Genomic DNA, 20786 nt, shown 5'->3' on the forward strand with positions numbered 1-20786 from the left:
CAGGATGACAATACGCGAGAGTGCGCTTCCGCTCAGGATGACAACATGGAGGATGCACTCAGGAATGACAAACACGCGAACGACGCCGATAATGGGCCGCCAGTTGTTGTACCGGGCCCGACGCTATCAAACCTGCACGAGGTGCGCCTTGAAGAAGCTGATCTACGCCGCAGCCGCTACCATGGTTCTTATGTCTACTGTCGCCCGGGCACAACAGCCGCCTATCATCGACCGCCAGCTCTTCTTTGGCGAGGTCCAAATTGCAGCCGCGCAGATCTCACCCGATGGCCAGTGGATCTCGTTCCTCAAGCCCTACAAGGGCGTTCGCAATATCTGGGTGAAGAAGGCGGGCGAGCCCTTCGACAAGGCGCGGCCGCTCAGTGCAGAGACAACGCGCCCGGTCGGCGGCTACTTCTGGTCGCGCAACTCGAAGTACGTTCTCTACGCGCAGGACAATGCGGGCGATGAGAACTTCAACGTCTATGCGATCGATCCCGCGGCCCCAGCGGACGAGAAGACCGGCGTGCCGGTGACGCGCGCGCTCACCAACCTCAAGGGCGTGCGGACGATGATCTTTGCCGCGCCCAAGGCCAAGCCTGACATTCTTTACATCGGCCTCAACGACCGCGATCCGCGTTGGCACGATCTGTACGAGCTGCACATCTCGACGGGTGAAAAGAAGCTGGTGCGCGAGAACACGGAGCGCATCGCCGGCTGGGACTTCGACAACGACGGCAACCTGAAGCTGGCGGCGCGCACCTCCGTCGCCGGAGACACGGAGATACTTGGCATCACGCCGAAGGGCTTCAAGGTGATTTATACCTGTTCGGTGCTGGAGCAGTGCGGCGTCGTTGGCTTCTCCCCCGACAACAGGCACGGATACCTGATTACGAACAAGGGCGCGCTGAACTTCATCGAGCTGCAAACCATCGACCCTATAACGGGAACGACGGCGAAGATCGAGAGCGATCCCGAGGGCCGTGTGGACCTGCAAGGTCTTTCCACCTCGCAGGTGGACCACCGCATTCTGTACACCACCTACCAGGACGATCGCTACCGTCGCTACTTCCACGACAAGGCATTCGAGAAGGACTTCCAGTGGCTGGAATCGCAGCTTCCCGGCAAGGAGATCAGCCTGGGGTCGCCCTCGCAGGATGAGGCGCTGTGGATACTGAACGCCTACAGCGCCACCGAGCCGGGCGAGACGTATCTGTGGGACCGCAAGGCGAAGACGCTCGCGTTGCAGTTCCGCATTCGCGAGGAGCTGCCGCGCGCGTCGCTGTCGGAGCGCAAGCCGTATCACTACAAGTCGTCCGACGGGCTCGACATTCCCGGCTACCTCACGCTGCCCAAGGGCCTGCCCGCGAAGAACCTTCCGCTGATCGTTCTGCCGCACGGCGGACCATGGGGGCGCGACTCGTTTGGCTACGACACGTTCGCGCAGTTCCTCAGCAATCGCGGCTGCGCCGTGCTGCAGCCGAACTTCCGCGCCTCGACCGGCTACGGCAAAAAATTTCTCAACGCCGGTAACGGCGAGTGGGGGCGCAAGATGCAGGACGATCTGACGTGGGGAGTGAAGGCGCTGGTCGCCGATGGCACCGCCGACCCGAAGCGCATCGGCATCGCGGGAGGCTCCTACGGCGGCTATGCGACGCTCGCCGGTGTGGCCTTCACGCCTGACGTTTATGCAGCGGCGTTCGCCATCGTTGCGCCGTCGAACCTGATCACGCTGCTCGACGCGATTCCCCCGTACTGGGAGGCTGGCCGTAAGCAGATGTACACGCGCATGGCCGATCCGCTGACGATCGAGGGAAGGCAGCTTCTGATCGATGAGTCGCCGCTGACGAAGGCGAAGTCGATTGTGACGCCGCTGGTCGTGGTGCAGGGCAAGAACGATCCACGCGTGAATATCCGCGAGAGCAACCAGATCGTCGCAGCGGTGCGCGACAACGGCAAGCCGGTGGAGTACCTCGTTGCGCCCGACGAAGGCCACGGGTTTGCGCGGCCCATCAATAACCTGGCGATGGTGACGAAGATGGAGGAGTTCTTCGCGAAGTATCTCGGCGGCCGCTACCAGAAGGAGGTTCCGGCGGACGTGGCGGAGAGGCTGAAGGTGCTCACCGTCGACCCGAAGACGGTCAGCGGCGAGGTGACGCTGAACACGCCTGCGACTTCTCACTGAGGCGGAGGCCGCAAGCTACCGCTGATCGGTAATAGTGATGTGCGCCGTCATCACATGCGTCTTTCCCGCGTCGAGAGTGACCGCGTTTTTGCCTGCGTTCACCGTCTCGACGCAGATGAAGCTGGGCCACTCGTCTTCGCCGAGATCGGGCATCGCCTTCCAGGGGTTGAAGACCACCGTCGTGTCTGAGTGCTCTTTGGCGATGGTGATGGTGCGCTTGAATCCGGGGTCGTGGATCGCGCAGGTGGCGGTCGTGTCGTTGTAAACCCGGTCGGTGAACTGCGTTGGCACGAGGGCTGCGTGCGCGGCGGGCTTTGCGTTGAAATTGTCCGTCTTGTCGAGGTAGCCGGTGGGTTCAAGCCCCGTAATCGAGACCTGGCGCACGTCGGCGACGTGGAAGTAGGTGTGCATCGCCTCCTCGAAGACGAACGGCTTGCCGGTGTCGTTGGCGACGGCGAGCTTCATGGTCAGCGAGCGGCCGATGGTCAGTTCAAGCGCAACGCGGAAGTGGTCGAATCCCATCTCGCGGCTGAGCGCGGTGGGGCCAAGCGTGAAGGTCAGGTGAAGATCGTCGCCCGACTGCGCGGCGAAGGTCAGCGTCCAGTTTTGGATGCGGGCAAAGCCGTGCATGGGGCCGGGCTTGCCGTGCCAACGGTCCTTCGAGTCGGCGGCGAACCAGGGGAACGCCAGCGGCACACCGCCGCGGATCGGCTTGCCCTCTTCAAAGGCGCTCTTTTTGCTCATGTAGAGCACATCCTGCTGGCCCGCGGGTTGCCAGTGCGCGAGGTGCGCGCCTTGCAGGTAGATTGTGGCAGAGGCCGCTGGCGTGGTGATGTTTGCGCGAATGAGGCCGTTGTGTTCGTCGAAGCTGAGCACGCCGGGAATGGCGAAGTGGTCGGTAAGCTGTTTGATATCCATGTCGAAGATAAGTGTAGCTGGGTGCCTGGCAGCGGTGCAGGATTCCTGGTTTGGCGCTCGAGTCCCACAAAAGCGGTCTGGTGAAATCACTCATCAACGGTCAGGATTTAGGCTGGGGATGAGATACTTCCTCGTTCAGCGAGACGATTCCATCATGCAGGCTACCTTCGACCAGCGCAGCAACAACTTCGACATCATTCGCCTTGCGCTCTCCGTGCTGGTCATCTTCTCGCATAGTTATCCGCTTGGCACCGGTTCAGAGCTCAGGGAACCGATTGTGATGATGACGCACGGACAGGTGACGGCCGGTCATATGGCAGTCGATCTCTTCTTTATCATCAGCGGTTTCTTGATCACGGCCAGCTATGAGCGATCGAAGAGCGGCTGGAGCTACATGAAGAAGCGCATCGCCCGCATCTATCCGGGGTTCATCGTGACCATGCTGTTGTGCGCGCTGGTGGTCGTTCCGCTCTCCGGTGGCAGGCTCGAAGGAGCGACGCTTGCAGTCAGGTTAAAGGACTTCGTCGCCCAGACCGTCCAGTTGCGGGAGTTTCATTCCGCCGGCGCGTTTGCCGGCAATCCCATGCCAGGTGTGGTCAATGGATCCATGTGGTCGATTCCTTACGAGTTCTGGTGCTACATCGGTGTGCTGCTGCTGGGGCTTACCGGGTTGCTGCGCTCGCGGCGCGCTGTGATCGGCATCTTTCTCTTCTCCATCGTCGTGAGTCTTCTGTTCGCGCACTTTCAATGGACGCCAGGGGGCAGGATCCTGGGCCGCCTCATGGGGTATCCGCCTTTGTGGGCGCGGTTGTTGCCCATGTATATGTCGGGCATTGTCTTCTATCGCCTGCGGGACCGGCTGACCCTGAAGGGCCGCTGGATTGTGCTTGCCTGTGTTGGGCTTGTGCTTGCGGCGGTACTGCCCCTGGGCTGGACGCTGTTGTTTCCCATAGCCGGCGCTTACCTGGTTCTGGCGCTGGCCTATCACCCGGCGGTCCGCTTTCACGGCTGGAGCCGCTTCGGTGACTTCTCCTACGGCACGTACCTTTATGCGTTTCCAATTGAGCAGCTGATTGTGCGCTGGATCGGCCACCCGGTTGCGCCCTTCCATCTCTTTGCGCTGGCGACGCCGCCTACGCTTCTCTTTGCCATCCTTAGCTGGCACCTGGTTGAGAAGAGATTTCTCCGCGCGGCGCACAAGCCTGCTTTACGCAGCGCTCCGCAGGCGACCGTCGGTTCCTGAATCATTCTTGCAGGCCAAATGTGCTCATTCGCTCGTAAAATAGAGGGTGATGGCCTTTACGGAACAGTACGACGTCGTGGTGGTGGGCGCGGGGCACGCAGGCTGCGAGGCCGCGATGGCCGCCGCGCGCATGGGACTGCGCACGGCACTGTTCACGCTGAACCTCGACCTGATCGCGCAGATGAGCTGCAACCCGGCCATCGGCGGCATCGCCAAGGGCCACCTCGTGCGCGAGGTCGACGCTCTGGGCGGCGTCATGGGCGAGGTCGCCGACGCCTGCGGCATCCAGTTCCGCCTGCTGAACACATCGCGCGGCCCCGCCGTGTGGTCGCCGCGCGCGCAGTGCGACAAGGCGCTCTACCGCGTGAAGATGCGCGAGGTGCTCGAAGGGCAGAAGGACCTCTTCATCAAGCAGGCCGAGGTGGTGGACGTGATCGTTGAGGACGGCGCGAAGCGCCACATCACGGGCCTCAAGCTGCGCGACGGACGCGAGGTTCGCGCGAAGGCCACGGTCATCACCACGGGAACTTTCCTCAATGGGCTGATCCACTGCGGCGAGCAGCAGTACACGGCTGGCCGCAGCGGTGAGCCTGCGAGCGTGCTGCTGGGTGAGTCGCTCAAGAAGCTCGGCCTGCGCGAGTGCCGCCTGAAGACGGGCACGCCGCCGCGTCTCGACGGGCGCACGATCGACTGGGCGCGCTTTGAAGAACAGCCCGGCGATGCCGAGCCTACGCCCTTCAGCTTCCGCTCGCCTTTTACGCGCACCGGCCAGCCGCCGCTGCGGCAGATCTCCTGCCACATCGCGACTACTACGCCCGAGACGCTTCAGCTTATCCGCGACAACGTGCATCGCTCGCCGATGTACACCGGGCAGATCGCCGCCATCGGGCCGCGCTACTGCCCATCGATCGAAGACAAGATCGTGCGCTTCCCGGAGAAGACGCAGCACCAGTTCTTCCTCGAACCCGAGGGCCTCAACACGCACGAGGTCTACATCAACGGCATGAGCACCTCGCTACCGATGGAGGTGCAGGCCGCGATGGTGCGCTCCATTCCGGGGCTTGAGAACGCCGAGATGCTGCGCCCGGGCTACGCCATCGAGTACGACGCCATCGACCCCACCGAGCTCGACCGGTCGCTGAAGGTGAAGAGCTACGACGGGCTTTACCTCGCCGGGCAGATCAACGGAACAAGCGGCTACGAGGAGGCCGCCTGCCAGGGCCTGATGGCCGGCATCAACGCCGCGCTCTACGCGCAGTACGTGAAAGACCTGGGTGCCCCAGCGAACGAACCGGGTGCCCCATCTTCGCCGCCGCAGGCGGCTAAGGTGGGCCAGCCACCGACCTTCACGCTCGATCGCACCGAGGCCTACACCGGCATCCTGATCGACGACCTCATCTCGAAGGGGACGAACGAGCCCTACCGCATGTTCACCTCGCGCGCGGAGTTCCGCCTGCACCTGCGCATCGACAACGCGGACAAGCGCCTGACGCCGCACGGCCGCCGTCTGGGCCTCATCGATGACGGCGCATGGGCGGAATATGAGGCCAAGCAGGCGCGCGCTCAGGTCCTCTCGCAGATGCTGCGTACAACGAAGGCCGATATCAAGGCGCTTCCCGAAGAGCTTCAGGCCGACCTCACCGGCCCCAGCGTCGAGGGCATCACCTTCGCTCAGTTGCTGAAGCGCCCGGCGATTACCATCGAGGCCATCTGGCCCGCGCTTGTGCCGCTCGTCGCTGCGAAGCCCGAACTCACCGCATGGCTCGCATCCGCTGGCGGCGGCAAGCTCCACGTCTGGGTGCGCAACGAGATCAAGACTGTCGAGACCGGCATCAAGTACGAGGGCTACCTGAACCAGCAGCGCAAGTCGATGGAGAAGCTGCGCAGCTCCGAACAGAAAGCCATCCCCGAGGGGTTCGACTACGAGGCTGTCTCGGGACTCTCCCGCGAAATGCGCGAAAAGCTCGGCCGCGTCCGCCCGCAGACGCTAGGCCAGGCCTCACGCATCGCCGGTGTGACACCTGCGGCCGTCAGCCTCATCCATGTCTTCATCGAGATTCAGGCGCGGCAGAAGAGCGTGGCCTGAGCGCTATCGAACAAGTTCCAGTGATGCATTGACGCTTCAAATCCTAAACTGTATGACGATTCTTGCGAGCTGAGCTACTGGCTTTCCATCGAGAGTGCCAGGATGAAACTTCCAATGTGTTACGGCATCGAGAGCGCACTTCGCGATATCCGGCTCGGTGGCTTCAAGGATCGTTGCGTCTATGAAGTCCCCGTTTTGTGCGATCACTCCGTTGACTGTTAGTGTGAAATCTGCCCAATGTTTAAACGACTTCGGGAATTTGGGTTGAGGCAGCTTTATCGAGGAAGGTGGGGCAAGGATGCCATCGACGATAGGAACGTCTTTTTGATTTTCCCCCTGCGTTTCATACACGACTTCTCCGCGGGAATCCTTCGGATAAGTTGGGCTAACAATCGCGGGTCCAGTCGGATTGTTGACACGTGCAGTGACGGATGGTTTGGATTGAGCCCACAGAGAACAGGCAAACACCAAGAACAATAAAATACCTTTACAGCTATTTTTCAAGATCATGGGTCTATCTTTGCACTAAATCGTCTTGCAAAATAGCGAGTCCAGTCTTCTTGAGCAGCCCGTGCACGACTGCCCCGTTACTGCTGAACACCTGTCAACATCTAATGTCCAGCAGATAAGGAGCATTCATATGCGAAGTGGAACGTATTGGATCGGTCTGGGCCTTTTGTTTCTGGCAGTTCTGGCTGGCGTTATGTGGATAGGAGGACAGAAGATGACGACTCTCGCCGATACGAGAAAGGCGCCGATCCCGGCCCCGGCAGTCGATGAGCATGTCAGCGCGCCGCGCAGCGAGACAGCAGTCTTCGCCGGCGGGTGCTTTTGGGGTGTGCAGAGCGTCTTCCAGCGCGTCAAGGGTGTTACTGCAACCACGGCAGGCTATTCCGGTGGAACGAAGGAGACGGCCAACTACCGCGACGTCTCATCCGAACGCACCACGCATGCCGAGGCGGTTAAGGTTGTCTTCGACCCCGCGAAGGTCAGCTACGGAATGCTGCTGCGCATCTTCTTCTCGGTCGTGCACGACCCCACGCAGTTGAACCGGCAGGGACCGGACGTAGGAACCAGCTATCGCTCGGCGATCTTCTTCACCACGCCCGAACAGCAGAAGGTGGCCGCCGCCTACATCGCACAGCTTGACGCCGCGCACGTCTTCCCGAAGAAGATTGTCACCCAGCTTGTTCCGTTGCAAGCCTTCTATGACGGCGAGGACTACCATCAGGACTACGCCGACAAGAACCCCGATAACCCGTACATCCAGGTGTGCGACGTGCCGAAGATCGCCGCGCTGAAGGAGCAGTTCCCGGAGTTGTTTGAGGAGTACCGGCGGAGGTAGGGTACTGCACTGCCGGATGACAACAAAGAGCGCTGTCGATGAGACGGTTCGAGCTGACGCTCGAATGCCCACCTTAGCCGCGATGAAACTGCGGCGAAGATGGGGCACCCGGCCAAAGCCCCCCTTTCACATAGACGGTCGGCACGGCTAAAGAGCCTGCCCTGAGCGCAGTCGAACGGGTACGCTTAGCAAAACCATTGCTGTGAAGTACGTGTTCCCAGCTTGATTCCGTCTTCTCTCTAACAACGAGCCCACGCATAAACTTGTAGTTGGACGGCTTTTCCACGCCATCCACAGGTGCCGGGAGGTATCCTCAACCCGCCCTCCACTAAGGTAGTAGGTTCATGGCAGCCATTCCACATCTAGTCAGTGGCGGCGACGAGCGACCCGCCTCAGTCCACGCCGAGATGACCATCCTCGGCGCGATGCTTGTCGAGCCGCTGGCGATCACCGATGCCACGATGCTTCTGGTTGCCGACGACTTCGCGCTCGACTCGCATCGCCGCATCTACGCCGCAATGCTGCGCCTCTCAGAGGCAGGTCACGCCGTCGATATCGTCACCGTCGCCGAAGACCTTCGCAAACAGAAGGAGCTCGACTCCATCGGCGGCGTGCCTTACCTTGCGTCGCTCAGCGAAGGTTTGCCGCGCAAGCTGAGCATCGAAAGCTACGTCCGCATCGTGCGCGACAAGAGCCTGATGCGCCAGCTCATGACCGCCTGCGACGTTGGCATGGCCGATGCAGCCGACCAGAGTCAGGAGGCGCTCGACGTTCTTAACAGCGTTTCGAACCGCCTGATGGAGATCTCCGACCACGCCATCACGGGCGGCTTCTCCGACATCGGCGAGATCGTCAAGTCGTCGTTCGGCTCCATCGACAAGCTGTACGAGCAGGGACGCGAGGTCACGGGTCTGGCCACGCACTACACCGACTTCGACCGCATGACCAGCGGCCTGCAGGACTCGGAGCTGATCATCATCGCGGCGCGTCCTTCGATGGGCAAGACGGCTTGGGCGATCAACATCGCGCAGAACTCCGCCGTGCGCGACGGCAAGGTGGTGGCCGTCTTCTCGCTCGAAATGTCGAAGGAGTCGCTCCTGCGCCGTATGCTCGCGTCGGAGGCGATGGTCAACTCGCGCAAGATTCAGACAGGCTTTCTGCCTAAGGAAGACAAGGGCAAGCTGATGGCCGCGCTCGAACGGCTGGTGGAGTCGAAGATGTTCATCGACGACACACCCGGCATCACGCTGGCCGAGATGCGCGCCAAGGCGCGAAGGCTGAAGCAGCAGGAGGGCAGTCTCGACCTGATCATGATCGACTATCTTCAACTGATGACGGGCTCCGCTGGCCCGGGCAAGAAGGGCTTCGAGAACCGCAATCAGGAGGTCGCGGCCGTCTCGCGCGGGCTGAAGGCGCTGGCCAAGGAGATGAAGGTTCCCGTCATCGCGCTGTCGCAGCTCTCGCGTGCCAGCGAGCAGCGCGGCGGCGACAAGAAGCCTATGCTGAGCGACCTGCGCGAGTCGGGTTCGATCGAGCAGGACGCCGACGTCGTCTGCTTCATCCACCGCGACAGCTACTACAACAAGGATGAGAACGGCGATGAAGACCCGGAGTCCAAGGGCAAGGCCGAGATCATCATCGCCAAACAGCGCAACGGCCCCACCGGCTCGGTGCACCTTGCGTACCTGTCGGACTATACGCGCTTCGAAAACCTGAGCACGGGCGACTACGGCGGCGGCTACTAAAGCGTAACCGCGTTCTTCGCGATGTACTCCTCCATCCGCGACGGATTGGGGCCGACGTAGCGGAACCGCTCCGCCCAGGCGAAGCCGTAGGGCGCGCCGATCTCCTTGTCCGACGGAACGCCGCGCGTGTGCATGGAGTCCTCGTCCAGAACGAAGTGCTCGACGTAGTTGAGATTTGCCGTGGCGTCGTCGTCGCCGAGCACGGGCAGACGCAGCTTGCGCTCGGCCAGCCGCTGCCGCAGCCGCGCGCCATTGCTGCCGCCGGGGCCTTGTGTTCCTATCGCCTGAATCGATGCAATCTTCTGCTTGACGTCGCCGCTGATGTCGACCACGCGGTTGGCGATCTGCGGCCCGCGCGCGTAGTAGTACTTCTCCATCACGCTGTGCGGCTTCAGGCCCGCCTCCAACTGCTCGGGGTAGTCCTTTGCCATGCCCGCCATCCAGCAGGCCGACTCCACGGCGGCGGCGGTCACGTAGTGGTCGGGGTTCTCTTCGTACAGTCCCCAGTGGTCGTAGCTCACGACGGTGTCGACCCGCAACATGCGGAAGAGCAGGATGAGGTTGCCGCGCAGGTCCTGCGGCGACATCTCGTCCATGCGGTGGTTGCGGTAAGCGAGGTTGTAGCTTTTCCTGAGGCCGAGGGCGCGGGCCACGGCGTCGTTGTCCTGCTCGTTGTGCAGCACGCCCTCGCCGCGCGTGCCGCCGCCGGTCATCTCGTCGTTGGTCACGCGGATCAGGTAGCCGGTGTACCCCTCGCGGATCAGCTTGGCGACGGTGCCTCCGGCGAAGAGCGGCACGTCGTCGGCGTGCGGCTGGATGGCGGCGAGCACCTTGCCCGCGTGGGGCTTGCCCTCGGCGGCGCGCTCCACGACGAGCTCGCCCATGCGCGTCCACCTCGCCTCGCCGCCGTCTTGCACCGGGGCAGCGGAAGCCGTGCCGCCTGTCGCAGCCTGTGCATTTGCTGAAACATCCAGTCCCGCAACCGCCGCGCCCAGCAGGGCGCCCCGAATCATGTCTCTTCGCTTCAATGCTGCCTCCCCCTGCGCTCTTCCGTTGCTGAACACTCTAACCGTTTGGGCGGCAGTTGTATCTCTACGCTTTGGCCGTATGTGAATCGGCGGTGCATCGCGGCTCAGGATGGCCCTTAATTACTTGGGGTTCCGAACAAATTCCGGGACCCCATCCCCCGCCAACCCTACTGACATGATGCTGTCAGTAGAGGTTCGTTATGCTCCCTGTTGTAGTCGCTTTTTGTGTTGTATTTCAGGAGCAAGTGATGAGCGGACAGACGACCCTGCGGCAGCACGCGATCAACTGGTTCGAGATTCCCTGCGAGGATTTGGATCGCGCCACGACCTTTTACGAGACGGTGCTGGGCGCGCCGATGCAGCGCATCAACGACGAAACGCCGATGTCCTTCTTTTCTTCGGAGATCACCGGGACGGGCGGCACACTGGTCAAACGCAGCTTCCAGAAGCCCGGCCGCGGAGGCACAATGGTCTACCTCAACTGCGACGGCGAACTCGACACCGTCCTCGCCCGCGTCCCTCGCGCGGGAGGGCTGGTGCTGATGCCGAAGACTCCCGTTCCCGGCGGCCACGGCCACTTCGCCTGCCTGCGCGACAGCGAGGGCAACCACATCGGCCTGCACTCTCACTGAAACAGTTGTCCGATGTCAGTTCTCCGTTGGCAGTTGGGGACCTCGCAGACAGCGGAGAACCTTCTAAGATGATGTCAGTTGTCCGGCAACGCGCCAACTGAGAACGGACGGCTGAGAACTCTCCATGCGACGTGCAGACCGGCTCTTTCGTATCGTGCAGTTTCTTCGTCAGGGACGTCTGCTGACGGCGCAGACATTGGCCTCGAAGCTCGAGGTCTCGCAGCGCACCATCTATCGCGACATTCAGGACCTTCAGCTTTCGGGAACACCGATCGAGGGCGAGGCGGGCGTTGGCTACACGCTGCGCCGCGACATGGATCTTCCTCCGCTGATGTTCACGCGCGGGGAGCTGACGGCGCTGGTGCTGGGCGCGCGGCTCGTCCGCGCCTGGGGCGGCGAGGAGAACGTGCACGGGGCCACGCAGGCCTTGCAGCGCATCGAGGCCGTGCTGCCTCCCGACCTTCGCACCGAATTCGACTCCATCCTGCTCTACGCGCCGGGCTATCGCATGAAGCCGCACCTGCGCACGCGGCTCGACACGCTGCACATGGCCTGCAAGACGCAGCGCGTCGCCAGCTTCAAGTATGTGCGCGAAGATGGCGAACGCAGCGAACGCCACGTCTGGCCGCTGGCGCTGGTCTTCTGGAGCGGCGTCTGGACGCTCACCTCGTGGTGCGAGCTGCGCAAGGACTTCCGCGACTTCCGCCTCGACCGCATGGACGAGGTCGCCATCCTCGAGCGCACTTTTACGCCGAAGAAGGGCCAGCGCCTCGAAGACCACCTGCGCAAGGTCGCCACGATCGAAGACCGCCGCGAGTGGCTTGCGCCGGCGGCGACTTGCTAAGTCATCGTGAGCAAGACGCTTTTCCAAACATGTTGAGCGAAGGCGCGTACCCCCTCCCCAAAATAACTTGTCATTCTGAGCAAAGGCGCGAAGCGCCGTAGTCGAAGGACCTGCATTTATTTCTTTTCCACGGCAACAATCCAAAGGAAAGCAAAAATGCAGGTCCTTCGACTCCGCTGCGCTTCGCTCAGGATGACAATACGCGAGATTGCACCTCCGCTCAGGAAGGCAAGTTGATGGGGATGGATTTGCGTCAGAACGACAATGCAAATGGTAGACGTCCACGGCCCGGCTACCATGGAAGATGTGAAGAACTGGATTGAGATCTCCGAATCGCGGCTGACTGCCAACTACAAGACCCTCGCCGGCAGCGCAGGACCAGAGGTTGAAGTCCTCGCCGTCATCAAGGCCGATGCCTACGGACACAGCGCAGCGCTGTGCGCCCCTGTGCTGGTGCGAGCAGGCGCGCAGTGGCTCGGTGTTACCGATCCTCGCGAGGGCGTTCAGGTTCAGACGGAGCTTGCGAATGCAGGCATCCCACGCCCGCGGCAGCCTCGCATGCTCGTTATGTCAGGCTCGCTCGCCGATGAGGCCGCGGTGATCGTCGAACACGCGCTTACTCCCGTCGTGTGGTCGATCGCGGAGCTTGAGGGGCTCAGCATGGCGGCAGTCGCGCGCGATACAAGGCTCTCCGTTCACATCGAGGTGGATACCGGCATGTCGCGCCAGGGCTGCGCAGTGGGCGCGGAGCTCGATGCGGCGCTCAAGTGGTTCGAGGCGCAGCGCGCGCTCTCGCTCGAAGGCGTGATGACACACTTTGCTTCGGCCGAGATTACCGGTTGCTATCAAAGCGCGGCGCAGCAGCGTGCCTTCGAACAGGCCATCGCGCAGGTACAGGCGGCGGGGGTGAAGGCGCGATGGGTGCATGCGGCCAACTCTTCGGCGATCGACAACCTTCACATGAGCGGCGATGCACAGACCTCGCTCGCGTGGCTGAAGCAGCTTGCTTCGACCATTGGCGCGCGCGCCATGGCGCGAACCGGCCTTGCGCTCTACGGTTTCTGCCTGCCAGTTGACCGTGAGTACGGATACAGCGGAGTTGCAGAATCGTCGGTCCGTTCAAAACTGCTGCCGGTGATGACGTGGAAGGCCCGCGTCATCGGTGTCCGCGAGATTGCGGCAGGGGCGCACGTTGGTTATGGCGGCACGTTTACCGCGACGCATCCGATGCGCCTCGCTCTGTTGCCGGTGGGCTATGCCGACGGCCTGCGGCGGGAGCTGTCTTCGTCCAGTGAGTCTGCAGGGTGGGTGATGTTCGGCGATCGCAGGGCGCCGATTGTAGGCCGCGTTTCGATGAATCTGACCGTCGTCGATGTATCGCAGATTCCCGGCGTTGCTGTGGGTGATGAAGTCACTGTGCTTGGTGCAGGCACGAGTGCCGAAGATCATGCGCAGCTCGCAGGAACGATCCCCTACGAGATTCTGTGCGGCATGCAGGCGCATCCGCTGCTGGTCCCATGACGCACGCTCAGCGCATGTTCCTTTGAGGGTTGTTCCTCTCCGAGAATGTGAGTCGCGCCTTCAGCGCTCTGGATGATCTACGGCCTGTAAGCCTAGGCCTTCGGCCTAGGCTGGTATGTTGGCGGGCCTTTGGCCCTGAAAGCAGGAACTACACCTATGAGGAAATACTCAGGGGTGAAGCATCAAATCCGGTTCCATGTCAGCGCATTGTCCTCCAGAACCTGGAGCAGCATATTCTCCGGCGGCAGGAAGCGTTTGACCAGCGCGGGAATGATGCGCGCAATTGGAGACTGCCGCAGCACGATAAGGTCGGTTACCTTCTCGCGAACAAAGGCATGACTCATCGAGTGCGTTGTCCCTCCCTCCACATAGAGCCGCCGTGTTCCCTGCTTAGCCTCGTGTTCGATCAGAAACGCGCGCATCGCCGTACTGATCGACTGCGACGGTATATCGTCGCGATTCATCTGCCAGTACATCTCCATGTTGCCGTTCGAGTGCCTGCCGCCGATCAGGCTCAGCCAGCGCCCGTCGCAGTCGCGAAGTCCATACAGCAGCGGCGATTTCAAAATGCTTAGCGAGTCGTAGCGCCACGCCGCAACATCGTCCGGCACCGGGTAAGCGCAGATGCGGTTAAGCGCAATAAGGTCTTCGCGCGAGATCTTCGCCACAGGCACGAAGACGCATCCCATCTGCTGCTCTGCTTTCTTGCGGTAGTAGCGAAGGTGATTGCGAGTCCGTGCTCCCATCTGTGCCAGCGTTGCATCCAGGGTCGATTCGAATGGAAGATGCCCGGCGATCTCGCGCTCGCGACTTGCCCAGCGGCATCCATACCCTGAGTCCGCCAGAATCTCCGCCAGCGCCGCGTCGATACAAGTCTCATCGTGACGAAATGAGAGCAGAACGCACTGCGCTCCCTGCGCCAGCAACGTGTGGCACGCTGCAAGTGCAAAGCGCGATCGCAGCAAAGGGGCGGATACCAGCGTTCTGCGCCCCGTCGTGTCATCCGTCGCGAAGATACGAAGGCCGCGGCCGCTCATCTGGTGCTCGTACAAAAGAACTGCGGCATCCAGGTCGCCCATCATCTCCTGCGCACCCGCAGACATTGCGATCACACACGGAGTCTTTTTTCGAATCTGCGGCCGGGACAGGAAGTAATTCAGATCGTCCATAGCACCGGGCTGACCGCTCTTCGCACAAAGCTCCATCAGTCGCGTCGACATGCGCAGAATGGAATCGGCTCCGCGCACAATATGCGGGGCATAGGGTTTCGTCTCTGGGTAGACAAGATCGCGTGATCTCTCAAACACGGCGGAATGCATACTCAACTCTCGGACGAATTAGTTCAGGCAGAAAATTTGCTGCAACGTGGAACAAAATGTCGTGAGAGGGGCCCGCGTGCGTACAGCGAACGCTGGAGACATACTACACGCGATTCGTGCGCAGACAATGTGAACGAGAGATAACGAATTGCCATCAAGCACGGCTGAACTCAGCCGCCCACTCCGAAGTTATTGTTTCCATTCATCTTCCTGGAGAGGAATGCACCATCTTCGCAGCAATTCGCGCGGAGAGCGCGAACCCTGTGTCGATACTTCAAGATATTTTGCGGTTACCCCTACTGCGCCGCGGTCAGCTTCCGGCGCTCCGTCTCCAGGTAGGTGTAGCGAATGCGATGGATGACCGTGATGGTCGAGAAGACGGCCAGCACCCACAGCGCTGCCGCCATCACTCCCCACTTGTTGCCTAGGGCTCCAAGAATGACGCAGACGATGCGCTCCGGCCGCTCCATAAACCCGACCTTGCAGGTGCCGATCAGGGCTTCGGCGCGGGCGCGGGTATAGCTCACCATCAGGCACGCCGTCATCACAAACGCCACCAGCCCCACGTAGAACAGGCGGTTGCCGCGAGCGTAGTAGACCAGCAGGCCGAAGAAGATCGCCACATCGGAGTAGCGGTCGATCACCGAGTCGAAGAACGCGCCGAAGACCGAGACCTGGTTGGTCGCGCGAGCCACGCGCCCGTCCACCATGTCGAAGATACCGGCGCCGATGATGATCAGCCCGGCATAGAAGAACATGCGGTTCGAGTGCGGCCCACGCGCAAAGCCGAAGAACAGCGCCGCGATGATGTTGATGATCAGGCCGATGAAGGTAAGCGTGTTCGGCGAGATGCGGGACAACGCAAGCCCGTTGACGATCTTCTGCAGCAGCCAGCCGCTGCCCTTTCCGAATGCACTTGTCCAGGTCATTTCTTGCTGTCTACCAGTTTAGCTCTCCACCGCAACTCAGTATTGTTAAGGGCACGGCTTTAGCCGTGCCGCACCCGGCAGAGGGGAAGGGGCTTCAGCCCCTGAGGTTACTACTCCGTAGCGTCGTGAATCGTCACCAGCTTCAGAATCTCCAGCTCGCGCTTGCCGTTCGGGGTGACCACGGTGGTTGTGTCCCCCACCTGCTTGCCCAGTATGGCGCGGCCGATCGGCGACGTCGTGGAGATCAGTCCCTTGGCCACATCCGACTCCTCGCTGGTCACCAGCTTGTAGACCAGCTCCTCGTCCTTCGAGGTATCGAAGACGGTTACTGTCGCGCCGAAGCCGACTTTATCGTGGGGGATGTTGGTCAGGTTCACCAGCGCCAGCTCGCCCATGCGCTTTTTGAGCTGGCCCAGGCGCGCGTTCACGAAGACCTGGCGCTGCTTGGCCATGTGGTACTCGGCGTTCTCGCTCAGGTCACCCAGGGCGACGGCCTTTTTAATCTCGGCAGGCAGCTCGGTCGTCAGCTCATACTCAAGCTGCTTGATCTCCTCCTGGAGCCGTTTCATGATCTGTTCTGGCATTGAGCTTTACCGCCTTCCCATTTAAATTGACCACGGATTCCGCCCCGGGTCTGTTACACCCGTGCTCGCATCCGTGCATGGGGGTGAAAATACTATTATACGATGCTGACGGGCGTTTTTCGCACACGATGAGGCCCGGTTCAGCGGCCGGCCATTCTCCGGGCATCCAAGAAGCTCTGAAGAATCAACACGGCAGCCACCTGGTCGATGATCCCCTTCCGCTCCTGGCGGCCGCCATGCCCGGCCTCGTCCAGATGCCGGTGGGCCTGGGTCGTCGTCAGCCGCTCGTCCCAAAGATGCACCATCACCCCGAACTCCGCCCGCAGCTCGTCCGCGAACGCCTGCGCCTTCAACGCCTGCGGACTGACGTCCCCCGACATATAGAGAGGGTTGCCGACCACAGCCTCGCCCACCCCATGCCGCCGCAACAGCCTGCCCACGGACTTCATGTCCGCCCGGCGGTTCGTCCGGTGCAGCGTCAGCAGAGGCTGGGCCGTGTACCCCAGCGGGTCTGAGATGGCAATGCCGATCCGGCGGTCCCCCACATCGAAGCCGAGGACCCGGGGAGGTCCCCCTCCCCCCGGCAGCGGACCCGGCACCGCTCCAGCGTCTTCATGGGTCGATTCTTCCTGCATGGTTCTCAAGTTTATGCCTTAAGTCATCCCGCACAACTCCGGAGGCTTGTTACTCTTACTGCGAAAAATCAACCGTATGCCGGCACCAGTCTGGGAGGACGAGCATGATTCAGTTTGCCGATGAGGTGCACCGCAAGGTTTACTACCCGGACGATCGCCGCCACCGCCTGTGGATCAAGCCGGGCTTTATCTATGGACTGGTGGCGATCGTGGTGGCACTGGTCGTCGCCGCATGGATCCAGCGGCTGGCCTTCGGGATGCCGCACATCGCCATCAACGCGGCGCTCGACCAGGGCAAGATCAGCGGCCCGCACGGCTTCCCCGGCTGGATCCGCTGGACGCACTTCTTCAACTTCCTCTTCCTCACCATGCTCATCCGCAGCGGCCTCTCCATCCTGGCCGACCACCCCCGGCTCTACTTCAACGACGACTGCACCCCCAACACGGAGTGGATCCGCTTCACGCCCCTCAGGGTTCCTGTCGGCAAGCGCTGGACCGCCAAGGACGATGCGCGCTACATCTCGCCCCTGCTTGGACTTCCCGGCTACAAGCACACCATCGGCATGGCGCGGTCGTGGCACTTCCTCAACGTCTACGGCTTCATCCTCACCGGCATCGTCTTCGTCATCGGGCTGCTGACGACTGACCAGTGGCTGCGCCTCGTCCCCACCTCACCGGCTATCTTCGCCGAGGCTTGGGCGACCTTCGTCCACTACGCCACCTTCACCCTGCCGCCGGAGCCGAACGGCTTCTACGGCTACAACGCGCTCCAGCAGCTTGCGTACTTTGCGACCGTCTTCATCATGGCGCCCATCTCCATCATGACCGGGATGTGCATGTCGCCGGCGCTGGTCAACCGCGCTCCGTGGTTCGCAAAGCTCTTCGGCGGACGCCAGTCGGCGCGTTCGATCCACTTCCTCATGATGGTGGGCTTCGCGTGCTTCCTCGTCGTCCACGTTACGCTCATCGTGCTCACCGGCTTCGTCCGCAATATGAACCACATCGTCCTGGGCAAGGACGAGCCCACCACGCTCGGCATGTGGCTTGGCCTCACCGGCATTGCGGTCGTCGTGCTGGTGTGGGTGGCTGCGCATCAGGTTGCGTGGAGACATCCGCGTCGCGTCCAGCACCTCAACAAGGCCATCTCGCTGCCGCTCTGGCTGGCGACGCTCAACCGCCTCGACCCGGTGCAGACCTACACGCGCGAGCAGGTCTCCCCGCACATGTGGCCCAACGGCATGTTGCCGGTGCGCGAAGACTGGCTCGCGCTCAAGGCCGGCGGCTTTCGCGACTTCCGCCTGAAGGTCGGCGGCCTGGTGGAAAATCCGTTGGAGCTGTCGCTCGAACAGATGGAAGAGATCGGCCGCAGCGAGACGGTTACCATGCACCACTGCATTCAGGGATGGTCGGGCATCGCCGGGTGGGGAGGCATTCCGCTCAGCAAGATCGTCGAGCTGGCGCGGCCGCTGCCCTCGGCGAAGACCATCGCCTTTTACTCCTTTGGCCCCGCGCTCTTTGGCGGCGGCTACTACGACACCCAGGCCATCGCCAGCATTTTGAAGCCGGGAGCCATGCTCGCCTACGAGATGAACGGCGCGCGGCTCGCCGACGAGTATGGCGCGCCCCTCCGCCTCCGCGTCGACGACCAGCTCGGTTACAAGATGGTCAAGTGGATCGAGCGCATCGAGTTCGTCGAGTCGGAAAAGGTTGTCGGCAAGGGTGAAGGCGGCAAGAATGAAGACGACGAGTACTTCGACCTGCTGCCCAACCTGTGAACATGGCGAACGGCAAAGGAACAAACAGCAACGACTTCGGCCACGTCGCCGTTCTACTGGAACGGCTGCGGCTGCCCTTCCTGCTGAAGCACTTTCCGGAGAAGGCGGTGTGGTCGGCCTACGTCTTCATCAACGGCTTCATCACCATCGCCCTGCTGGCGCTGCTGGGCGAGCTGACCCACAGCCCGTTCGTCTTTCCCTCGCTGGGTCCGACGGCGTTCCTCTTCTTCTTCTCTCCGCTCGCAGAAGCCTCCTGCCCGCGCAACGCCGTACTCGGCCACGCCATCGGCCTGCTTGCGGGCTTTGGCGCCTTCTGGATCACAGGGATGCACACCTTCTCGCAGGCGACGGTCCATGGCATCTACTGGCCGCGAATCTTTGCCGCTGCGCTTGCGCTCTCGCTCACCGGAGCGTTCATGGCGGGCTTCTCCATCAACCATCCCCCGGCGGGGGCGACCACGCTGATCGTCGCCCTCGGCATTTTGTCGGAGCCGCGCTACCTCGTCGTCATCGAGATCGCCGTCGTGCTGCTCACTGTGCAGGCATGGGTGCTGAACCACCTCGCCGGTCTACCCTACCCGCTATGGAGATGGCGCAAGCAGTAATGGGAAAGTGGGTCAGTGGGGTGGCTGAGCCGTTTGTCTGAGCGTAGCGATGAATCTCAGCACTTCGTCTTGCGCTCGCTAAAAAGTCTAAAATTGTACCTGTACCCGGCGGTACCGAAAGCGGCCTCATAACCCTAACGATGTATACCGTTTGCAGCGGTTTGGGTCGAACATAGGTCTAGTTGCCAAAGGCTAAAAGCAGAGCAACCCCTTGACGCTTGCGAAAAAATAAAAAAATGTTCAGGGACTCTCTGCATGTCTTCTGCTGTACTCAATCTGTCCAACAGGTTCTCTCTGTCTTCCGGGAGCCCTGCATCGACTCACATCCTGCGTGACTCGGCTTCGATCCTCCGTATGCAGCCGGCCTTGACCGATCTCGGCCGCTACTGCGGCATGCCTGGCGCGCTGGATGACCTTGGATATTTTCTTTCCTGGCTGGACATTCGCCGGAAGTCTCCCTGCATGGTCATGCTCGCCGGAGGCCTCGGTACCGAGCCGTCCGTCATCAAGGCGCAGGCCGGAATGCTGCTCTACGAGCACCGCATCGCCGGCCTCGGCATGCGCATCTTCACCTCGTTCGACAACACAGGCCGTCGCACGCTGGTTCCGGCGGCAATCGACAGCTCGCAGTTCGCCCAGCTCGTCTGCCGCTCATTGCTCGACCACGGCGCGCAGTCGATCCTGCTGACCTTCCGCCACGACGGCCAGGCCCTGACTGAACTGCTCAAAGGCTCCGGTTACGGTTTGCGATGGGCCACCCGCGAGCGTGTGATCGCCGGATACCTCCAGCTCAAAAGCACCTTCGAGGAGACGCTGGCGACGATGGGTTCGCGGACGAGAAATCATCTCCGCTACTATCGCCGCCGCGCCGAAAAGGACCTTGGCTGCGAGTTTGTACCCGAGGTTGAGATCTCCCGCGAGGACTTCCTTGCGCTGAACCGCATCTCCTCCTACCCTTCAACCGGCGAGATCGCGGGATGGAAGTACGACTCCTTCCGAGAGCTGAAGCAGCCGGTTCTGTCGGGCCTGCGCGATCGTGACGGCCGCTGGCTCTCGCTCGTCGGCGGTCTGCACGCCGATCGCAACATGGAGATGTTCTGGCAGATCAACCGCAACGACATGAAGCCCTACTCGCTGGGCACCGTCATGCGCTGCTTCCTGGTCGAGCACGAGCTGAAATGCGGGACGCGCCGCCTGTATTTCGAGGGAGGCACCTCGCACTCGATGAGCCACTCCTTCGTGCAGGAAAAGTGCACCGACCTCTTCGTCATGCGCGACAACCTCGTCGCCCGCCAGGTCCCCGCACTCTTCAAGCGCTACGTGCCGAAGGAAAACCCCATCAACGAGTTCTTCGAAGACACTTCTCTTGAATGGAAGACCACAACGGCACGCTGA

Annotated in this window: 18 protein-coding genes; 11 read left to right on the forward strand and 7 right to left on the reverse strand. The window is 61.8% G+C overall.

The window, feature by feature from the left end; genetic code table 11:
* Positions 1 to 181: 181 nt before the first annotated feature.
* Entirely contained in the window at positions 182 to 2182 is a 2001-nt protein-coding gene (locus JSS95_09565) for a S9 family peptidase (protein ID MBS1800059.1), read from the forward strand.
* A gap of 15 nt (positions 2183 to 2197) precedes the next feature.
* Here the strand turns inward: JSS95_09565 and JSS95_09570 are convergent, their stop codons facing one another.
* Positions 2198 to 3100, reverse strand: a complete 903-nt coding sequence (locus JSS95_09570) for a D-hexose-6-phosphate mutarotase (protein MBS1800060.1) — start codon at positions 3098 to 3100, stop codon at positions 2198 to 2200.
* 118 nt (positions 3101 to 3218) lie between these two features.
* On the opposite strand from JSS95_09570, the gene JSS95_09575 reads away from it, so the two are divergent.
* Positions 3219 to 4343 (forward strand): acyltransferase, encoded by a 1125-nt coding sequence (locus JSS95_09575; protein ID MBS1800061.1) that lies wholly within the window; start codon positions 3219 to 3221, stop codon positions 4341 to 4343.
* Positions 4344 to 4392: 49 nt separating this feature from the next.
* A complete protein-coding gene (gene mnmG / locus JSS95_09580) occupies positions 4393 to 6429 on the forward strand; it encodes a tRNA uridine-5-carboxymethylaminomethyl(34) synthesis enzyme MnmG (protein MBS1800062.1) in 2037 nt (678 codons plus the stop codon).
* Between the two features lie 36 nt (positions 6430 to 6465).
* Here mnmG and JSS95_09585 read toward each other — a convergent pair whose 3' ends face one another.
* Positions 6466 to 6939: an energy transducer TonB gene (locus JSS95_09585; GenBank protein ID MBS1800063.1), complete on the reverse strand. Its 474-nt coding sequence runs from the start codon at positions 6937 to 6939 to the stop codon at positions 6466 to 6468.
* Between the two features lie 193 nt (positions 6940 to 7132).
* On the opposite strand from JSS95_09585, the gene msrA reads away from it, so the two are divergent.
* On the forward strand, positions 7133 to 7774 hold the full coding sequence (msrA, locus tag JSS95_09590) for a peptide-methionine (S)-S-oxide reductase MsrA (protein MBS1800064.1): 642 nt from the start codon (positions 7133 to 7135) through the stop codon (positions 7772 to 7774).
* A 344-nt stretch (positions 7775 to 8118) separates the two neighbouring features.
* Complete coding sequence (gene dnaB, locus JSS95_09595) at positions 8119 to 9519, forward strand: replicative DNA helicase (GenBank protein ID MBS1800065.1); 1401 nt, start codon at positions 8119 to 8121, stop codon at positions 9517 to 9519.
* Here dnaB and JSS95_09600 read toward each other — a convergent pair.
* The gene (locus JSS95_09600; protein MBS1800066.1) at positions 9516 to 10532 is read right to left on the reverse strand and encodes a PIG-L family deacetylase; all 1017 of its coding nucleotides are present in this window, start codon (positions 10530 to 10532) and stop codon (positions 9516 to 9518) included. The genes dnaB and JSS95_09600 overlap by 4 nt on opposite strands.
* A gap of 263 nt (positions 10533 to 10795) precedes the next feature.
* Here JSS95_09600 and JSS95_09605 point away from each other — a divergent pair, with 263 nt between their 5' ends.
* From JSS95_09605 to alr, 3 genes are all read left to right on the forward strand, one after another.
* Positions 10796 to 11179: a VOC family protein gene (locus JSS95_09605; GenBank protein MBS1800067.1), complete on the forward strand. Its 384-nt coding sequence runs from the start codon at positions 10796 to 10798 to the stop codon at positions 11177 to 11179.
* A gap of 124 nt (positions 11180 to 11303) precedes the next feature.
* A complete protein-coding gene (locus JSS95_09610) occupies positions 11304 to 12023 on the forward strand; it encodes a YafY family transcriptional regulator (GenBank protein MBS1800068.1) in 720 nt (239 codons plus the stop codon).
* A 297-nt stretch (positions 12024 to 12320) separates the two neighbouring features.
* Positions 12321 to 13544, forward strand: a complete 1224-nt coding sequence (gene alr, locus JSS95_09615; protein MBS1800069.1) for an alanine racemase — start codon at positions 12321 to 12323, stop codon at positions 13542 to 13544.
* Between the two features lie 182 nt (positions 13545 to 13726).
* Here the strand turns inward: alr and JSS95_09620 are convergent, their stop codons facing one another.
* From JSS95_09620 to ruvX, 4 genes are all read right to left on the reverse strand, one after another.
* Entirely contained in the window at positions 13727 to 14851 is a 1125-nt protein-coding gene (locus JSS95_09620) for a hypothetical protein (protein MBS1800070.1), read from the reverse strand.
* Positions 14852 to 15159: 308 nt separating this feature from the next.
* Complete coding sequence (locus tag JSS95_09625; protein ID MBS1800071.1) at positions 15160 to 15792, reverse strand: CDP-alcohol phosphatidyltransferase family protein; 633 nt, start codon at positions 15790 to 15792, stop codon at positions 15160 to 15162.
* Between the two features lie 110 nt (positions 15793 to 15902).
* The gene (locus JSS95_09630) at positions 15903 to 16376 is read right to left on the reverse strand and encodes a transcription elongation factor GreA (protein MBS1800072.1); all 474 of its coding nucleotides are present in this window, start codon (positions 16374 to 16376) and stop codon (positions 15903 to 15905) included.
* 140 nt (positions 16377 to 16516) lie between these two features.
* Positions 16517 to 17011, reverse strand: a complete 495-nt coding sequence (gene ruvX, locus JSS95_09635) for a Holliday junction resolvase RuvX (GenBank protein MBS1800073.1) — start codon at positions 17009 to 17011, stop codon at positions 16517 to 16519.
* A 104-nt stretch (positions 17012 to 17115) separates the two neighbouring features.
* On the opposite strand from ruvX, the gene JSS95_09640 reads away from it, so the two are divergent.
* The 3 genes from JSS95_09640 to JSS95_09650 all read left to right on the forward strand — a co-directional run bounded on the left by JSS95_09640 (position 17116) and on the right by JSS95_09650 (position 20786).
* Complete coding sequence (locus JSS95_09640; protein ID MBS1800074.1) at positions 17116 to 18786, forward strand: molybdopterin-dependent oxidoreductase; 1671 nt, start codon at positions 17116 to 17118, stop codon at positions 18784 to 18786.
* Positions 18787 to 18788: 2 nt separating this feature from the next.
* Positions 18789 to 19391 (forward strand): HPP family protein, encoded by a 603-nt coding sequence (locus JSS95_09645; GenBank protein MBS1800075.1) that lies wholly within the window; start codon positions 18789 to 18791, stop codon positions 19389 to 19391.
* Between the two features lie 255 nt (positions 19392 to 19646).
* Complete coding sequence (locus JSS95_09650) at positions 19647 to 20786, forward strand: hypothetical protein (GenBank protein MBS1800076.1); 1140 nt, start codon at positions 19647 to 19649, stop codon at positions 20784 to 20786.

It is taken from the genome of Acidobacteriota bacterium, assembly GCA_018268895.1.
Taxonomy (GTDB): Bacteria; Acidobacteriota; Terriglobia; order Terriglobales; family Acidobacteriaceae; genus Edaphobacter.